We start from the raw sequence: 17,146 nt of genomic DNA, 5'->3' as shown, positions 1-17,146 counted from the left end.
ACGATCGAGACTGCGCCGACAGCTAGTATGCCCAGGATCAGGTCGAGCAGCGCGCCCTAAATGAAGCCGGCAACGCCTCCGCCGAAGTCGGTCGTCGTGAAGCCCGCCATGAGTGCGTTGCGGACGATGCCGTTCATCGTCGCGAACAGCAGCCCGACGATCGCGCCGCGCGCGACGACCGAAAACCGATCGAGCCAAGCCGATGCCGATGCAGATGCCGCCAGCGCGACGAGGCCGATCGACTGGGCGAGCGGAAAGAGCAGGCCGAGGCTGCCGATGCCGTTGGGGTATGGATAGGGCACCCACAGCACCTGCAGCATGACGACGTGGATGCTGAGCGAGACGACCGTGATCACCGCAACTGCACCGGCCAGGGTGGGCAGGTTCGGTCGGGCGGCGCGAGACGTGGCGGCGGTCATGACACGTTGCTAGCAGAGTGATGCCGCGCTGATCCAGATCAAAGCGGCGTCCGAATTGCGCCGAAACGCGCTATATTTTGCCCTGAACTCAATGGTCTTTGCCGATCGAGGGGGCTGCGGTCCCGCCTTCACCTGCGCCGCCACCTACGCCGTCAGTCGGGCTGGTCCTGCGCGCGCAACCATCCGGTGATCGAATACCGTTTGGCCGGTGCCGACGGCGCCACATAGGACACGCTGTGCGGCTGAGGCACGGCGAGCAGGTCGAGCGTGTTGAAATCCGGGACGAGCCCTTCGACTGCGCCCTCGGGCCCGTGGAACAGCAACACGCCGCCCCATTCGGCGCGCCATCGCGGATTGAGACCGAACACGTAGGCGGCGCGTCGATCCTTGCCTGCGACCGCATCGTCATGCGCGGTCAGGAAGTCTCCGGGCGCGTAGGCGGTCGCCTGCGCATCGACGAACCGCGTATCGTCCGCGCCGGTGATCGTTCGCAGCACCGCCATCGGCGTCGGGCTGGAAAGCCAGGATGCGAACTGCGTGGGCAAGTCGGGGCTTTCGTCGCGCGCGCGCAGGCCATCCGGCACGCGCACCGTTTCGTACCGATACTGAAAACCGTCGACCGCGCCCCGGTGGACCGCGACGTCGAGCGCATCCCGCTGCGCGACGCTCATGGCATCGCGCGTCGCACGATCGAGTTCGAAGGACTTGTCGTTGCTATTGAGCACCTGCCGCCAGTCCGTCCGGGCCATCAGGTCGGCGAGCAGGCGCTCCGGTCCATCGCCCGCCAAGAATCCTGCGATCCGGACGCGCCGCGTACGTCGGTATGTCGTGCGCAGATACTCCACGTCGAGACCGGGATTGAGCAGAAACGCGCCTGACGGCATTCGTGAACCTCGTGCGACCGTGAATGTCGCGACGCGATGAACGCGGAATATTTCCGCTGGATGTTACCGACGAACAGCGGCCTTGGGACAGGCGGGTAGCGTCGTCACAAGCCGCGCCAGCGCAACGGAGGCGGCAAGGCGTCGGCCGCGTAATCGACCTGCAGCACGCGTCGACGGCGTGGTGGGTCGGCGGCGTGCGATCCGTGCACGATCGGCGTCGCATAGAGCCAGACGTCGCCGCGGTCCGCGAGGCACAGCCGCTCGCCGCGCTCTTCGACGATGGCCCCGATGCTCGCTTCCGGCACGCGACCCAGTCGATGGGATCCGGGCACGATCCGCAGCGGGGCATTCGTCGCGTCGACCGGGTCGAGGTGGACCCGGATCGTAACCATCCGTTCCAGCAAAGCGAACGGGGGTTCGACCTGGACGAGTCCGGACTTGACCGTCCACGGGCCGAACCCGTCGACATCCGCGCGCGCCTCGACGACGATCGTGCGATCCTGATGCCAGCCGAGCGCCCAGTTCCGCGCGGGCGTCTTGTCGAACAGCACCGCGCGGACCGGGCGTACGCCTAGGCCTAGTGCAATCGCGGCGATGCTACCGACGGGACCGTCCGCGGCGAGCATCGCGCGCAGGGCAGGGGCCGCGCCGATCCTGACGCCGGGTAGGTCGCGCGGCAGGTCCGCGATCGCGTGCTCGATCGCAAGACACGCGCGGGGATCCAAGGCTGCTGCAAAGGCCTGCGCGCCGTCTTCGTCGAACCGCAGCTCGAGCTCGCAGGAAGCCGCGGTCTTGTGCATTCGATCAGGTCGGCGTGTTGCCCGATCCGCCGTTGAGCGCAGCGGGCTTTGCGGCGGGCTTCGAGTGGGTATCGGTGGACGAGACTCGCGGTGTGCCGACGTCCGCGCCGCTGCCTGCGAGCATGCCGTTCAACGAACTGCCGGTCATGCCGAGCTCGGCCATCAGGCCGTCGATCAGCGGGCCGCCGACCCGGTAGCGCATCGCCGCGGCGACCGCGGCGTCGGCGAGATTGCCCTGGCCGCCGCCGGTCGCGCCGTCGCTACCGCCGTCACCGTGCAGTCCTCGCGCATCGAGGATGCTGATCTTGTCGATGTTCTCCATGGGCTTGCTCGCCGCGGCGATGATCGCGGGGAGCGCTTCAAGCATCGCTCGGCGGATCAGCAGCGCGGTCTGCGCGTCGCTCAGCAGGTTGGTCGCCTCGTTTAGCGAGGCCTGACCTGCCGCGTCGACCTTGAACGCCGCCTCGCGCCCTTCCGCGCGGGCCTTCTCCGCATCGGCTTCGGCGGTTGCCTCGGTGCGCAGGGCGCTCGCGCGAGCCTCGGCAGCTTCCTTCTCGGCGGTGGCGGCGACGGTGATGCCGACCGCCTCTTCCTGCGCGCGCTGGGTGGCGGCGATCACCGCGACGTTCTTGTTGCGGTTGGCGATCTCGGTCGCTTTGGCAGTCGCAACGCTTTCCTCGGCGCGGACGGCGAGCGCGCGCGCCTCGTTGGCGGCAGCCGTGGCGGTCGATTCCTCCTCGGACTTCTGCGCGGTCTGCACAGCAGTCGTGATGCGCGCGATCTCGATGGTGCGGTCGCGCTCGATCGTCGCGGTCTGGATCGCGCCGTCGCGCGCGATCGTCGCGGTCTGGATCACTTTGTCGGCCTCGGTCTGCGCGACGGTCTGCGCCTGACTGGCGGTAATGCGGGCGATCTCGGCCAGACGGGTCTGCTCGGCCTCGGCGGTGGCGATCGCGGTCGCCTGTTCGGCGCGGCGGGCGGACAGCGTCTGCTCCTGCGTCAGGCGCGCCTGTTCGGCGGCCTGGGCGATCTCGAGCGACTGGTTGTTGGCGTCCAGGTTACGCTGCTCGATCTCGACGCGGTTGGTGGCGACGATGTCGTTGCGGATCTTCTTGCGCTCCTCGATCGTCCGCGTGAGCACGGTCAGCCCCTCGGCATCGAACGCGTTGTTCTCGTTGAAATGCTCGAACGCGGTCTGGTCGAAATGGGTGATGCTGACAGACTCGAGCTGGAAGCCGTTCATGTCCAGATCGGTCATCAGCGCCTCCTGCACCTTCTGGATGAAGTCGGCGCGGTTGGCGTGGAGGTGCTCCATCGTCATCGTCGCGGCGACCGAGCGCAGCGCGGAGACGAGCTTGCCGTCGAGCAGCGACTTCACCGCATCGGGGCTGTTGACCGAATCGCCGAGCGTCTGCGCGGCGGCGGCGATCGACTCCGCGTCGGGCTTCACCTTGATATGGAACAGGCCGACGACGTCGACGCGCAGCTTGTCGAGCGTGATCAGCGCGTCCTTGTTGAGCCGCGATACCTCCAGTTTCACGGTGGTCAGGCGGACCTGCATCAGTTCGTGCAGCACCGGGATGACCATGATGCCGCCGTTGAGGACGACCTTCTCGCCGCCGAAGCCGGTGCGGATCAGCGCGACGTCCTTGGTCGCGCGGCGATAGAGCCGGGTCAGGATGATGCCGATCACCACCAGGGCGAGCAGCACGATGCCGGCGTAGATCAGGACGTTCAGAAGCTGTGCGGGCACGAGACCCTCCCCGGTTATGATTGTGGTCAGATCGACTGCAGGAGCGCGTTGGCGTCGGGCAGCGCGTAGAAGAGTTTGCCGTCGCGGCGGACGATCAGCGCGGTCTCGCCGGTGGCGATCGCGTCGCCGTCGTCATGCGGCTCGACCATGATGAAATGCGCTTGGCCGTGCTGGTCGACGATCTTCGCACGAGCCGGGCTACCTCGACGCGCGGTGCCTTCGAGGATCGTGCCGCGGCGGCGCAGGAAGTCGTCGGTCGAGATCACGCTGGTCTCGAAGCCGGGCATGATCCGGGCGAGGCCGTTGGCGGCGAGCGTGTTGAGCAATGCGCCGGCCACGAACGCACCACCCGACGCCAGACCCCAGTGCAGCGGGCCGCCGGCCAGCGCGGTCGCGCCCTGCTGGATGGCGATCCCGGCCAGCGTGAAGCAGCCCAGCAAAGAGGTCAGCCAGATCAGGATCGGCAGTTCGTGCCCGAGCCCGAGCCAGTCGAGCACGCCGCCGCCATCGGCTTCGGCGTGTAGGTCGGCGTGGAGGTCGAGATGGCCGAGCCCGAGGCCGATCGCCTCGATCAGGCCGATCCCGATCATCACCACGAACGCGATCGCGAAGGGCGCGTAGGCCGGCGTCAGGAAGATGGCGAACATGTGCCGTTGCCTTGGCGGGGGCTGTGGTTCTGCATCGGCGCACGGATAGCGGACAGACGGTAAGGTTTCGTTACGGAAAGTCGTCCGATCCGGTCTCTGCTTTCCATGCACGCGATACCCCCCGAAGCGAGGCTAGCCCGGTGCCGAGGCAATCGCAACGCAGGGTAGAGCGAGATCGGCCGGGTTTGGATTCAACAGCTGCACAGGATCTGCACCCGAACCGGACGCAGAGACCATCGACGTCACGATCAGGCCCTCACGGGGCCACGCCATAGAGGACTCTCGACCACCGGGAGCGCGAAGATGAATCGTAACGGAAGGCTGGCGGCCAAGATGGGCGCCGTGGCGGCACTGATCGTCCTGGCGGAGATACTGATCGACGACGGTAACGGCGCAGTCGTGGGCGGGTTTGCCGGTGCCTGGATCGCGACCCTGTACCTGACGCGGCGCGCCATCCGGCACGATCGTGCGGCGCGGATGGCCACTATAGCGGCTGCCGGCATGGCACTGGTGCTGGTCGACGATCCGAGCTTTCTAGCCTGGGTTCTGTTCTGGACCGCGCTATCGCTCGCCGCATTGCTGCCGCGTCACGGGTTCGACGACGCGCTGGCGTGGTCGCGCAGGCTCGGCTGGCACGCGATATCGGCGGTCGTCGCGCCGGTGAAGGATATCGCGCGGCTGTCGACGATCCGGCAGCGGCGAGGGGCGCGTCCCGGCGGTATACGCGCGGTCGCGAGGCTCGTCGCGCTCCCGCTGGCCGGCGGTGCGGTGTTCCTCGCGCTGTTCGCGAACGCGAACCCGCTGATCGGGCAGGCCTTTGCGGGGATCGTGTTGCCGGATCCCTGGACGATCGCTTGGCGCATGCTGTTCGGCCTTGCCGTCCTGATCGCAACCTGGGTGAGCTTCAGGCCAAGTCTGCATACGACGCGGTGGTCGCGTATCGGGGAGCACTCGACGACCAAGGCGTTCGGGCCGGGCGTGGCGACGCTGACGCTGTCGCTCGTGACCTTCAATGCGATCTTCGCGATCGAGACCATACTCGACCTCGTCTTCCTGTGGAGCGGCGCGGGCCTGCCCGCGGGCGTGACGATGGCGGACTATGCGCACCGCGGCGCCTATTCGCTGATCGTCACCGCGCTGCTTGCCGGCGTGTTCGTGCTGGTGGCGCTGAGGCCCGGCAGTGCCGCGGCGGCCAGCCCGCTGGTGCGGAGACTGGTGACGGTGTGGATGGTGCAGAACCTGCTGCTGGTCGCGTCGAGCGCGCTGCGGACGCTCGATTACGTCGACGCCTACGGAATGACGGTGCTGCGATTGTCCGCGCTTGGCTGGATGGCGCTGGTGGCGAGCGGTCTGGCCTTGATCGGCTGGCGGCTGCTCGCGGGCAAGTCGGCAGGGTGGTTGATCAACGCCAACGCGGTGGCGGCGATGACCGTGTTGGCGACGGCGGGCGTCGTCGATCTGGCCGCTACGGCGGCGGCATGGAACGTGCGGACGACAATGGCGCGCGGTAGGGCAGGGGCGCCGCTCGACCTGTGCTACATGGCGCGGCTCGGGACGTCGTCGCTGGTCTCCCTGACAGTGCTCGAACGGCATGCGCGCGAACCCGGACTGCACGACCGGCTGGCGTATCTGCGGTGGCAGACGCAATACAGAACGGCCGGCGATCAGGCCGACTGGCGCCGCTGGACGCCGCGCAACGCGAGGCGGCTCGCGGTCGTCCGCGCGATGGTCGGTACCAAGTCACCGGATGTGCGCCCGGCACCGTATGGGCGTGACTGCGACGGCGGGGTCCAGCCGCCGCCGCCATTGGTGACCACCCCGGTGCCGCTTGCGCCAGCGCCCTCTACCCCGGCGTTGCCGCCGCCTGAGCCGACGCCTGGGCCGGCGACGCCGGTTCAGCCAGCGCCGGCGCCGTCCGCACCAAAGCCGTTGACGCCGGGCCCGCAACGATGATCCTGTGCCCCATGCCCCGCACCATCCTGGTCGTCGACGACGATCCCCATATCCGCCAATTGCTCGTGTTCGCGTTCGACAAGGCCGGGCTCGGTGCGATCGAGGCGGCAGATGGCGAGGCTGCGCTCGCGCTCGTCGGCACGCACGCGCCCGATCTGGTCGTGCTCGACATCAACATGCCGCGCATGGACGGGCTGGAGGTCTGTCGGCGTCTTCGCAGTGCCGGCGACGGCAGCGGCGACATACCGATCCTGTTCTTGTCGAGCCGCGACGACGAGATCGACCGGGTGCTCGGCATCGAGCTCGGCGCCGACGATTACGTCGTGAAGCCCTTCTCGCCGCGCGAAGTGGTGGCGCGCGTGATGGCGATCCTGCGCCGCACCGCCGCGCGCGCACCCAGCGTCGAGGACGGCCGCGACCTGTCGCATGGGCGGTTGCGGCTCGACCTGGAAGGATGGCGCGCGCTGTGGAACGAGGTCGAGGTGGCGCTCACGGTGACCGAGTTCCAGATCCTCCGGCTGCTCGCATCGATGCCGGGACGCGTGTTCAGCCGCGACGCGATCATCGACCGGCTGCACGGCCCCGGTTTCGCGGTCACCGACCGGACGATCGACAGCCACATCCGCAACCTGCGCGGCAAGTTCGCGAAGGCCGGCGCCGACGACCTGATCGAGACGCGTGCCGGCATCGGCTATCGCCTCGGATCGTGCACGGGTTCGTGATCGGCAGGGTCAAGGATTGGGCCAAACGCCATTGGCCCCGGATGCGCTTGCGGACGATCCTGTTCGCGACCTTGTTCCTGGTCGCCGCGCTGCCCGGCTTCGGCGCGGTATTCCTGCGCGTCTACGAGAACACGCTCGTCCGCCAGACCGAGGCGGAACTGGTGGCTCAGGGCGCGGCGCTGTCCGCGACGGCCACGGCGCTCTGGCCCGCCGCACCGCCCGGGCGGTCGGTGCGCAGCGATGTCGGGGCGGACGGCGACCCCTATGGCGCGCAAATGCCCAGTTCCGGGATCGATCTCAGCACGACTCCGATCAGGGCGGAAAGGCCACCGGTCGCAACCGACGCGCGGCGGTCGCCCGATGCGGTCGCCGCCGCCGTGCGCCTCTCGCCGATCATGGACGCGACGCGGTCCACGACGCTGGCCTCGATCATCCTGCTCGACCGCAACGGCAGTATCGTCGCCGGCGACGCCACCACGGGGAGCTACGCCGCGTTGCCCGAAGTGGCGGCCGCGCTCACCGGGCGCGCGTCGACCGTGCTTCGCCGCAACGGCGCCTACCGCGCAACCTACCGCTTCGAATGGCTGTCCCGAGCCGCGGCGATACGCGTCCATTACGCGTGCCCGATCATCGTCGGCGACCGCGTGGTCGGCGTGCTCCTGTTGTCCCGCTCCGCGCGCGCGCTGTTCAGGGGATTGTACGAAGACCGGGGCAAGATCGCACTGGGCATCGCCGCGATCTTCGGGTTGCTCGTGGTGTTGAGCGGTGTCATCTCGCGCGGCGTCACGCGCCCGATCGAACAGCTCGGCGCAGCGACGCGCGCGGTCGCGAGCGGCCGCGGCCACGTCCCCGATCCGCCACCGACCGCCGCGATCGAGATCCAGGGGCTCTATGCCGATTTCGCGGTCATGGCCGCGGCGATCGAGCGCCGATCACGCTATCTGCGCGACTTCGCCCACGCCGTCAGTCACGAGTTCAAGACTCCGCTCGCCGGCATCCGCGGCGCCGTCGAACTGCTCCAGGACCATCCCGACATGGCGGCGGAGGATCGACGTCGCTTCCTCGCCAATGCCGATGCGGATGCGCGCCGGCTCGCGCTGTTGGTCACGCGGCTGCTCGACCTGGCCCGCGCCGACATGGTCGAGCCCGGTGAGGACATGACCGATGCCGCACAGGTGATCGTGCGCGTTGCGGATTCGTGGCGAACGGCCGATTTCATGATCGACGTCGCCTGCCTGACCGAAATCCCTTGCGTAAACTTACCCGCGGCAACGTTGGAAGCCGTCCTCGCCACGTTGCTGGAGAACAGCAGGCAATCCGGCGCACAATCTGTCGCGATCACGATGTCGGTCACGGCAGACCACTTCGAACTTCTATTGGCCGATGACGGCGCCGGTGTTCCGCGTGCCGATCGGGAGCGCCTGTTCGAACCTTTCTTCACAACCAAGCGAGACCAGGGCGGGACTGGCCTCGGCCTGGCAATTTCCCGCTCCCTGATCGAAGCGCAGCGCGGGAGCATCGCGATACTCGATAGCGATATGACGACCTTCGCGATCCACGTCCCGCGACCATACTGATGCATGGAACGATGTCCTGCGGGACCAGCACGGCAACCGCCATGGGCATATCCGCAGGTTTCCAGCCTGTCCTCTCCGGACATCCGCGCCGACGAGCTAAAGGCGGCTCACCCGCGTCGTCGCAGCGAAGGCCATTTTGGGAAAGAAGCAGGTTTCGACACAGGCGGGCTCCGCGAGCCGCGGCGTCGGTTTCAACCCGATGTGAGTGCAGCGAGGCTGGCTTCCAGCTCGGCGCTTTTGAACGGCTTGGTCAGGCGGGGCAGGTCGGGGGCGATACCCTCGGCCTCGGCATAGCCGGACACGATCAATACCGGCAGGTCGGTTCGCGTCGTTCGCAGGGCCCGCGCGAGATCCACGCCGCTCATGCCCGGCATGAGGTGATCGCTGACGAGCAGGTCCGGCTCGAGCCCCTGTGCGACCAGCGCCAGCGCGGTCTCGGCCGATGCCGCCTGGCGCACGTCGTAGCCAAACTCTTCCAACATGTCCGCGGTACTCTCCCGGACGACATCCTCGTCATCGACCAGCAATGCCAGTCCGCGAACCGCGCCAAGCACGGCAGGCGTCGTGACGACCTCCTCCGGTCTCGCCGCCGCCACGCTGACCGGCAGCCACAGCTCGATAGTCGTGCCCGTCCCCGGCTGGCTCTGGATCGTCAGCGCCCCACCAAGCTGCGCGGCCAGACCGTGCGCCATCGACAGGCCGAGACCCGTGCCCTTGCCGATACCCTTGGTGGAAAAGAACGGTTCGACTGCCCGCGCAAGGGTAGCCTCATCCATGCCGACGCCCGTATCGGCGACGGACAGACGGATGTAGTGCCCCTCCTTCAGAGCGCCATTCGGGGACACGACGCTTTCGTGCGTCGCGCCGATCCGCAGGGTTCCTCCATCCGGCATCGCGTCGCGCGCGTTCACACCCAGGTTCAGGAGCGCCATTTCCAGCTGGTTGGCATCGGCGTGCGCCGCAGGCGGGTCCTGCGCCAACGCGACGACGACCTGCACCTGCGGTCCGGTCGTACTACCGAGCAAATCGGCCATGCCCTCTACCAGTCTGCCAACGTCGACGGCACTGGCGCTCAACGGCTGACGGCGCGCGAAGGCGAGCAACCGTTGTACCAGCGTTCGCGCACGATCGGCGGATTGTATGGCGCCCGATATGAGACGCTGTTCGCGCTCGCCGCCCAGGCCTCGTCGCTGGAGAAGATCGAGTGATCCTACGATGGGTGTCAGCAGGTTGTTGAAGTCATGCGCTACCCCGCCGGTCAGCGCTCCCATGGCTTCGAGCTTCTGGCTCTGGCGCAGCTGCTCGTGCGCGAGTTCCAGTTCGGCGGTACGCTCGACCACCCGGCGCTCGAGCGTGTTGGTCAGGTCGCGCAGCGCGAGCTCGCTTGTCCGTAGCTCGCCTTCGGCGCGCGTACGCTCGATCGCATCCCAGGTGCGGGCCGCCACCTCGGCTACCAGTTCCGCCTCTTCGTCGGTCCAGGCACGCGGCAGCTTCTGGTGAACGTGAAGCCCGCTGGCCCAACGACCATCGCGCCGTAGCGGCAGCGACAGCACGGCGCCCATGCCAACGGCGGCATAGGCCTGGGCGCCTTCCGCCAACCGGGTATCGTCGACGCGGAGAGACCCTCCGGACCGCACGAGCGCGACCGTACGTTCGCCGAATTCGGGGAGCGAGTGGCGCCCCAGCAAACCCAGGCTTGCGCTTGTCCGCCACTCTTCCGTGACGACGAAGCTATCGCCTTCCACGCTGTAGTAGTTCGCCTGATCGACGCCGAGCCACCGCCCGAGCCGTTCCGCCACCGTCGCCATGATCTCGGACGTCGTCGTCAATCCGTGGAGTGCATCGCTCAACTCCGCACGGAAGCGATGCCGCGCTTCGCTCGCCCGCAACGCGGCCTCGGTCTGCTTGCGATCGTGAATATCGACGGACACGCCGAACCAGCGGACGATCTTGTCCGTCTCGGTATCCCGGAAGGGTTCGGCCCGAGCCAGAAACCACCGGTTCTCGCCAGCAGACGAGCGGACGCGGTGCTCGATCTCGAACGGCCGACCACTTTCGAGCGCGGCGGCGAATGCTGCAACTACGCGCTCGCCGTCCTCCGGGTAGATGACGTCCATCGTCATGTCCGCTGGCACAGATGTTCCGTAGGACGCGCCGGTATAGTCGACGAACCGCTTGTTCAGGAACTCCATGCGGCCATGGCGGTCGGTGATCCACACGATCTGCGGCACGGCGTCGGCCATCAATCGGAATCGTGCCTCGCTTTCCCGCAGCGCCGCCTCCGAGCGCTTCTGGTCGGTGATGTCGTGGAACAGCACGGCGACCCGGAACGAACCGCTGATGCGAAAGGCGTAGACGTTCCACCAGCGACCGAGCGGCGTCGAATAGTTTTCGAAGCGCGCCGGCTCGCCGGTCAGCGCCACATGACCATAGGTATCGAACCAGAACTGGTCCTGGTCGGGTGCGATCTCCCGCATCCACCGGCCAGCGCCATTCTCGATGCCGGTCTGGCGTTCGAACGACGGACTGATCTCCAGGAAGCGGTAGTCGACCGGTCGTTCGTGTTCGTCGAACGCAACCTCGATCGTGCAAAAGCCCTGTTCGATGGCGTTGAACAGCGCGCTGTAGCGCTCCTGCGCCCCCTGCAAGCCGGCCTCGGCGCGATGCGCGTCGGTGACGTCGTAGCCTTCGATGAAGATGCCGGTGACCTGGCCGTTATCGTCGGTGACCGGCTCGCATATGAAGTTGAGGAACCGTTCCTCCGGTGCCGCCCCGGGTGCTTCGAGTCGAATGGCGACGCGATCGGCAATGAACCGTTCGCCGGTCGAATAGACCGTGTCGAGCATCTCGGAGAGGCCCTGTTCCGCAGACTCGGGGAAAGCCTCGCCGGTCGTCTTCCCGATGAAGTCGCGTTCGCCGAACGTGGCTCGAAACGCGGCGTTGACGAACTCGACGACGTGAGTGGGACCGCGAAGGCTGGCCGCGAAGCTCGGGGCCTTGTCCAGGAGTTGAGCCAGGCGGTCCCGTTCAGTGGCGTGGCGCCGTTCCGCCAATACCCTCTCGGTGATTTCGAGACCGTTGACGAAAACGCCGAGGACGGTGCCGCCTTCGCCCCTGATCGGAGCGAAGCTGTAGAACCAATGCGTCTCCTGAAGCGCGCCTTGCCTCGTCAACATCAGCGGAAAGCGGTCGGCCGCAAAGCCGTGTCCCGTCGAGACCACAGTCTCCAGCTGGGGGCCCAGCACAGGCCATGCTTCAGGCCAGACGTCCCTGAACCGGCGACCGAGTGCGTCAGGATGGCGATCGACCAGTATCTCCGAATACGCGTCGTTATAGAGCAGGTGACAATCGGGGCCCCAGTAGACGGCGTTGGGCATGGTCGAATTCAGGCAAATCGACAGCGACGAGCGCAAGGACTGCGGCCAGGATTCGGTCGGGCCGAGCGGCGTTGCCGACCAATCGCACGCCCGCATGAGCGCGCCCATCTCACCGCCACCGGTCAGGAAATCAGGCGCGGGATCGACAGGTGGAAGCATAGAGACTGATCATCGTCCGTTGGGGGCCGGCCAGCCTCCACCACAGGTACCAGCCCTGCGAAATCAACATAGGAGATCGGATTGCGTTCGGAAAGCCACTGAAATTGGCCAAGAGTTTGCACTTGCGAGCATCTTGCCCTGGCTTCGCCCGCGGCCGTAGGCGGCGCGTGGGCGATGCCGGTCGTGCGGCGGCGGGGCCGCGAACGAGGCTTGGCCACGGTCCGAACCGTGCGTCGGTATCGGCATCGTTCACGATCGCCGCCGGAATGCCCTTCGCAATTATCCGAAACGCAGCCCGCAGCGTCGCGCATCACCCCCGGCGATGCCCGTGCGTCACTCGATCCTCACCACGGCGATCGATTTTGCCGGCATGTCGAAGACGATCCTTCCGCCCTCGAGCCGACCAGAGAACGACACCGGTTTGACCGTTTCCGGCGCATCGAAGCTGTTGTGACTGTCGATCTGCGGCGCGGTCAGCAACCGGCCCTGCGCGGTTCCGGTCAGGTTCGTGCGAATATGCGCGGCTTTGCCTGGGCTGACGTTGACCAGCGCGAGATAGAGCTTGCCGTCCTTGCCCCGCGCCGCCGACGCGTCGATCGTCGGCATGCTCGCCTTGCCCTGCGTGTAGACCGGGCCCGCCACCAGCGCCGGGAACGGCGTCGCGTCCATGAACGGCTGGTACATGTCGAACACGTGATAGGTCGGCGTCAGCAGCATCTTCTGCTTTTCGGTGAGGATCATCGCCTGCAGCACGTTGACCATCTGCGCGATGTTGGCCATCCGCACGCGGGCGGTGTGCCGATGGAAGATGTCGAGCGTGAGCGCCGCGACCATCGCATCGCGCAACGAGTTCTGCTGGTAATGCGCACCCTCGGGCGCCTCGGGTGGCTGGCGATACCAGCTTCCCCATTCGTCGATGAAGAGCGCGATCTTCCGCTCGGGATCGGTGCGGTCCATGATCGCCTCGGTCCGCGACACGAGCGGTTCCATGCGCCGCGCAAGCGCGAGTTCGCTCGCCCAGCCATCCTCGTCGAAACCGATCGCCGGTCCCTTGGCTCCGTCCGGCATCGCGTAATAATGAAAGCTCAGCGCCTGCGTCGCGCCCATGTGCGCCATCATCGCGGTGGTGAACGCCTCGTGATCGCCGCCGCCCTGGACGCTGGCGCCGCTCGCCACCTTGATCATCGGATAACCGCTCGGCGCGCGCGCGAAGATCGCATAGCGCGCGTTAACGTCGGCGGCGTATTCGGGTCGCATCTCGCCGCCGCAGCCCCAGGTCTCGTTGCCGATGCCGAAGAACGGCACGCGCCATGCCGTGTCGCGGCCGTTGCGCTTGCGCTGCTGCACCAGCGTCGATTCGGGCTGGTCGGAGGTCATGTACTCGATCCACTGCGCCATATCGCGCGGCGTCATCGATCCGACATTGCCCGAGACATAGGCATCCGCGCCGATCAGTTCGGCAAAATCGAGGAATTCATGCGTGCCGAACTGGTTGGTGTCGATCGTGTTCGGCCAGTTCATCGTCACGCGGGTGGGACGCTTCGCGCGTGGCCCGATCCCGTCGCGCCAATCGTAGATTTCGCTGAAGCAGCCCCCCGGCCAGCGGACCACCGGCACATGGATATGGCGCAACGCCTCGACCACGTCGCGGCGATACCCCCGGATGTTGGGGATCGCGCTCTTCTCGCCGACCCATATGCCTTCGTAGATACCCCGCCCGAGATGCTCGGCGAACTGGCCGTAGATATGCCTGGCGATGACCGGCCCCGGCGCATCGAGATCGACGATCACGTCGGCCGACACCGGCTGCGGGTCCTGCGTCGCCGCGCGCCCGTTCCCCGCAGGCAGCGCCGCCAGGGCCAGGACGCCGACAAGAGCCAGGCATGCCCGCCTCATGACCGGGCGATCGCCCAGGGGGACACGGACCGGCCGGGTTGCGCAGGCCGTGCGTCGATCATCGGCGGTCCGAAATAGCAGGCCTTGGGATCCCCGTGCGAAATCGCGATGGTCTGCACGACGATCGTCGGATCGATCATGGCGATGGTCAGCACGTGGCGCCCCGGTCGATCCGCATCGATCGTGAACCGCATCGTCCGCGCATTGTCGGCGGTGTTGGCCGCATGCTTGGCGCCGAGAAAATCCTGGGCCGCGCCGTCCTCCGACGTGAAGACCGTGCCGATCTCGGGCTGCCGATCGTCGAGCCAGACTGCCACGCTCAGGGTGCGTCCGGGGATAACCTCCAGCGTCGGCCCAGTCACCAGATCGACGCGATACTTGCCCGCCGTCGCCAGGAAGATCGGATACTCGAGACGCGGTGTGCGCGAGGGGTCCGGGAAGGACGGTGCATCGACCGGAAAGATCGACATCGCCGTCTCGACGCGCCCGAAATCGGGGATCGCGTCCCAGCGCACGCCACCGACCGGCACCGACCGCGTGAAGCCGGTGACCGGCACCGCGAACGCGCCCGCCAGCCCACCGAACGTACCGCGCGCGTCCTTCTCCTGTTGCGGCGTCGCGCGCACCACGTTCAGCGCCGCGTTGATCGTCGTGTCGCCCTTGACCGCGATCGTCGCCTTGGCCTTCCCCACCGGCGCCTTCGTCCAGTCGACATCGATCCAGAACCGCCGGTCGCGCGGCGAGACGCTGAACGCCTTGCCCTCGCGGATCGTCACCCAGGGCTGGTCCGCGGTCACCGTCACTTGCGCGTCGGCGATCCCGCGCGGAAACACGTCGAGATAGGTCGGCAACCGCGTGATGCTGTCGAGCGTGGGCAGCACCGGCGGCATGTAATAGCCCGGCCATCCACGGCTGTCCCCGTCGACGCTGACGCCGAACCCCGTCACGCCGTCGAGATCGAGATCGGCAACCGCGGGCATGATGTCGGCCTCGGGCGGATACCAGTCGAAATAGCCGATATGCGTCTGGTCCATCAGGTGGTTCCATTTGCCGCCGGCAAGCACGTGGTTGTAGGTGTCGCGCAGTTCGTGGTCGTATTTGAAACGCCGCCGGACCTCGTCGGCCTCGGCCTTGGTGCTCGCCCGCGCCTGCTCGGCGAACCGCGCATTGCGCGCCGCCGCGGCATACATCAGCATCAGATTGGCGCACGCGCGCACCGGGTACAGCACGAGCTGATAGAACGCGTCGCGCTGCTCGGGGCGCAACGCGGCGTCGACCGCATTGGCGCGCCGGACGAGGTCGGTCCACGCCTCGCACATCCGCTCGGCCTCGCGGTAATGCTCCAGGCTGTACGTACCAGGGCGGAGCTGCTCGGGTTTGCGCATCCCGTTATACTTGGCATAGCGCGCCGCGAGGAACGCGATCTCGGTGGCATGCTCGGGCCCGAACTGGCGCTCGGCCCAGGCGCGCGTCCAATCGGCGATCTTGTCCTTGGCGACGTCGGCGGGGTTCCACGCCATCGCCAGGAAGAACTCGATCGGCAGTTCGAGCGGCTTGAGGTCGCCGACATTGGCGATCCACATCTCGTTCGCGCCGTACTGGTTGGCGAGGTTCATCTGCTCCCAGATCTTGGGCAGCGGGTTCGAATTGATCCATTGATACGCGAACGGGCCGCCGTGCATGTCCATGTGGAAATACACGCCGAAGCCACCCTTTCGACCACGCTCGGCCGCCGTCGGCAGGCGGCGCAGGTTGCCGACATTGTCGTCCGCCAGCATCAGCGTGACGTCGTCGGGGATCTTCAGCCCGGCATCGTAATATTTATAGACCTCGGTGAACAACACCCACACCTGCGGCACCTGCTCGGCGGGTTTGCGCATCCCCTCCGCGATGATCCGGCGCTGGTCGGTGATGACCGTCTCGAGCAAGGTGACGTCGGACTGGAGGCTGCCGGTGCTCTCCAGCGCGACGTCGCCATCGCCGCGCATGCCGATCGTGACGACCACCTCGTTGGTCCGGTTGCGCGCGATGCCCTCCTCGAAGAACGTGCGCACGCCGTCCCGGTTGGTCGCGTAGTTCCACGCGCCGTTGCCGTAGTCGTCGTGATGGTCGGTCCATTCCTTGTGCGCGCGCATCATCGGTTCGTGATGCGACGTGCCCATCACGATGCCGTACTCGTCGGCGAGCGGCGCATTGGCCGGATCGTCGATCGCGAACGCATTGTTCCACATCGCCGGCCACAGGTAATTGGCGCGCAGTCGCAACAGCAGTTCGAACAGCCGTCCGTAGAATTTGGCGTTCATCCCGCCGAACTTTTCGGTGGTCCAGCCCGACAGGCAGGGCGCTTCGTCGTTGAGGAAGATGCCGCGATATCTCACTGCGGGCGATCCCTGGACATAGCGGCCATGCGCCACGCTCAGATGCGCCTGGCGGACGACCGGCACGTCCGCCCACCAATACCAGGGCGACACGCCGATCATCCGCGACAAATCGTATGCGCCGTAGATCGCACCGCGCTTGTCGCTGCCGACGATCACCAGCGCCTCGCGCACGCCGGGCAGCGGGTTGGCGATCGTCTCGACGACGAACGATTCCCATTTGCCGCGGATGCCGGCGACGTCGAGTTTGCCGCTCGCGATCATCCGGTCGACAAGCGGACTATGGCCGAGCGTGCCGACCAGGATGATCCGCTCGGCGAGATGCGCGGAATCCGAAACGACCTGCGCCGCGGTGCCGGTCACGCGACCGATGTCGGCGGCCAGGTCGCCGGCGGCGCGGCGGACGCCGACCAGGTCGTCGGCATCGACGAACACCGGTACCACGCCGCCACTCGGCATCGTGATGTCGAACCCGCCCTTGCGCCGGTCGAACCGCACCGCGGCGGCCAACGGCGAGGCCATCAACCCCGCGGCCACCGCGCCGCCCATCATGTTACGGCGCGTGATCATCGTTTCGTCTC

Annotated in this window: 11 protein-coding genes; 3 read left to right on the top strand and 8 right to left on the bottom strand. The window is 67.1% G+C overall.

All coding sequences use genetic code 11. The features are described 5' to 3' along the window. Window positions 1-56 precede the first annotated feature (56 nt). From BM244_RS13205 to BM244_RS13185, 5 genes are all read right to left on the bottom strand, one after another. Window positions 57-419 (bottom strand): hypothetical protein, encoded by a 363-nt coding sequence (locus tag BM244_RS13205; protein ID WP_093399376.1) that lies wholly within the window; start codon window positions 417-419, stop codon window positions 57-59. Window positions 420-571: 152 nt separating this feature from the next. Then, the gene (locus BM244_RS13200) at window positions 572-1,303 is read right to left on the bottom strand and encodes a 2OG-Fe(II) oxygenase (protein ID WP_093399375.1); all 732 of its coding nucleotides are present in this window, start codon (window positions 1,301-1,303) and stop codon (window positions 572-574) included. Between the two features lie 104 nt (window positions 1,304-1,407). Next, the gene (locus BM244_RS13195; RefSeq protein WP_093399374.1) at window positions 1,408-2,103 is read right to left on the bottom strand and encodes a phytanoyl-CoA dioxygenase family protein; all 696 of its coding nucleotides are present in this window, start codon (window positions 2,101-2,103) and stop codon (window positions 1,408-1,410) included. 4 nt (window positions 2,104-2,107) lie between these two features. After that, the gene (locus tag BM244_RS13190) at window positions 2,108-3,856 is read right to left on the bottom strand and encodes a flotillin family protein (RefSeq protein WP_254784436.1); all 1,749 of its coding nucleotides are present in this window, start codon (window positions 3,854-3,856) and stop codon (window positions 2,108-2,110) included. A 26-nt stretch (window positions 3,857-3,882) separates the two neighbouring features. Next, entirely contained in the window at window positions 3,883-4,503 is a 621-nt protein-coding gene (locus BM244_RS13185) for an OB-fold-containig protein (RefSeq protein ID WP_093399373.1), read from the bottom strand. Window positions 4,504-4,806: 303 nt separating this feature from the next. Between BM244_RS13185 and BM244_RS23795 the strand changes: the two genes are divergently transcribed. Genes BM244_RS23795 through BM244_RS13170 form a run of 3 tightly spaced genes read left to right on the top strand, consistent with a single transcriptional unit; the run spans window position 4,807 to window position 8,755 of the window. Then, entirely contained in the window at window positions 4,807-6,456 is a 1,650-nt protein-coding gene (locus BM244_RS23795) for a DUF4153 domain-containing protein (RefSeq protein ID WP_139226935.1), read from the top strand. 11 nt (window positions 6,457-6,467) lie between these two features. Further along, window positions 6,468-7,178: a response regulator transcription factor gene (locus BM244_RS13175; RefSeq protein WP_254784435.1), complete on the top strand. Its 711-nt coding sequence runs from the start codon at window positions 6,468-6,470 to the stop codon at window positions 7,176-7,178. Window positions 7,179-7,219: 41 nt separating this feature from the next. Next, on the top strand, window positions 7,220-8,755 hold the full coding sequence (locus tag BM244_RS13170; protein ID WP_254784434.1) for a sensor histidine kinase: 1,536 nt from the start codon (window positions 7,220-7,222) through the stop codon (window positions 8,753-8,755). A 191-nt stretch (window positions 8,756-8,946) separates the two neighbouring features. On the opposite strand, the gene BM244_RS13165 is transcribed toward BM244_RS13170, so the two are convergent. The 3 genes from BM244_RS13165 to BM244_RS13155 all read right to left on the bottom strand — a co-directional run bounded on the left by BM244_RS13165 (window position 8,947) and on the right by BM244_RS13155 (window position 17,135). After that, window positions 8,947-12,291: a PAS domain-containing protein gene (locus tag BM244_RS13165; protein WP_093399371.1), complete on the bottom strand. Its 3,345-nt coding sequence runs from the start codon at window positions 12,289-12,291 to the stop codon at window positions 8,947-8,949. A gap of 333 nt (window positions 12,292-12,624) precedes the next feature. Next, entirely contained in the window at window positions 12,625-14,187 is a 1,563-nt protein-coding gene (locus tag BM244_RS13160; RefSeq protein ID WP_093399370.1) for an alpha-N-arabinofuranosidase, read from the bottom strand. Beyond that, the gene (locus BM244_RS13155) at window positions 14,184-17,135 is read right to left on the bottom strand and encodes a glycosyl hydrolase 115 family protein (protein WP_093399369.1); all 2,952 of its coding nucleotides are present in this window, start codon (window positions 17,133-17,135) and stop codon (window positions 14,184-14,186) included. Before BM244_RS13155 ends, BM244_RS13160 begins: the two co-directional genes overlap by 4 nt. Between the last annotated feature and the right edge of the window lie 11 nt (window positions 17,136-17,146).

Origin of the sequence: Sphingomonas sp. OK281, from assembly GCF_900115295.1 — a bacterium.
GTDB lineage: Bacteria > Pseudomonadota > Alphaproteobacteria > Sphingomonadales > Sphingomonadaceae > Sphingomonas.
The sequence above is the reverse complement of the archived record's forward strand: the minus strand, read 5'-3'. Positions and strand labels throughout refer to the sequence as shown.

Coding starts and splice junctions, on each gene's coding strand:
- BM244_RS13205 (WP_093399376.1), bottom strand. CDS start 419: ATGACCGCCGCCACGTCTCGCGCCGCCCGACCGAACCTGCCCACCCTG.
- BM244_RS13200 (WP_093399375.1), bottom strand. CDS start 1,303: ATGCCGTCAGGCGCGTTTCTGCTCAATCCCGGTCTCGACGTGGAGTAT.
- BM244_RS13195 (WP_093399374.1), bottom strand. CDS start 2,103: ATGCACAAGACCGCGGCTTCCTGCGAGCTCGAGCTGCGGTTCGACGAA.
- BM244_RS13185 (WP_093399373.1), bottom strand. CDS start 4,503: ATGTTCGCCATCTTCCTGACGCCGGCCTACGCGCCCTTCGCGATCGCG.
- BM244_RS23795 (WP_139226935.1), top strand. CDS start 4,807: ATGAATCGTAACGGAAGGCTGGCGGCCAAGATGGGCGCCGTGGCGGCA.
- BM244_RS13175 (WP_254784435.1), top strand. CDS start 6,468: ATGCCCCGCACCATCCTGGTCGTCGACGACGATCCCCATATCCGCCAA.
- BM244_RS13170 (WP_254784434.1), top strand. CDS start 7,220: ATGCGCTTGCGGACGATCCTGTTCGCGACCTTGTTCCTGGTCGCCGCG.
- BM244_RS13165 (WP_093399371.1), bottom strand. CDS start 12,291: ATGCTTCCACCTGTCGATCCCGCGCCTGATTTCCTGACCGGTGGCGGT.
- BM244_RS13160 (WP_093399370.1), bottom strand. CDS start 14,187: ATGAGGCGGGCATGCCTGGCTCTTGTCGGCGTCCTGGCCCTGGCGGCG.
- BM244_RS13155 (WP_093399369.1), bottom strand. CDS start 17,135: ATGATCACGCGCCGTAACATGATGGGCGGCGCGGTGGCCGCGGGGTTG.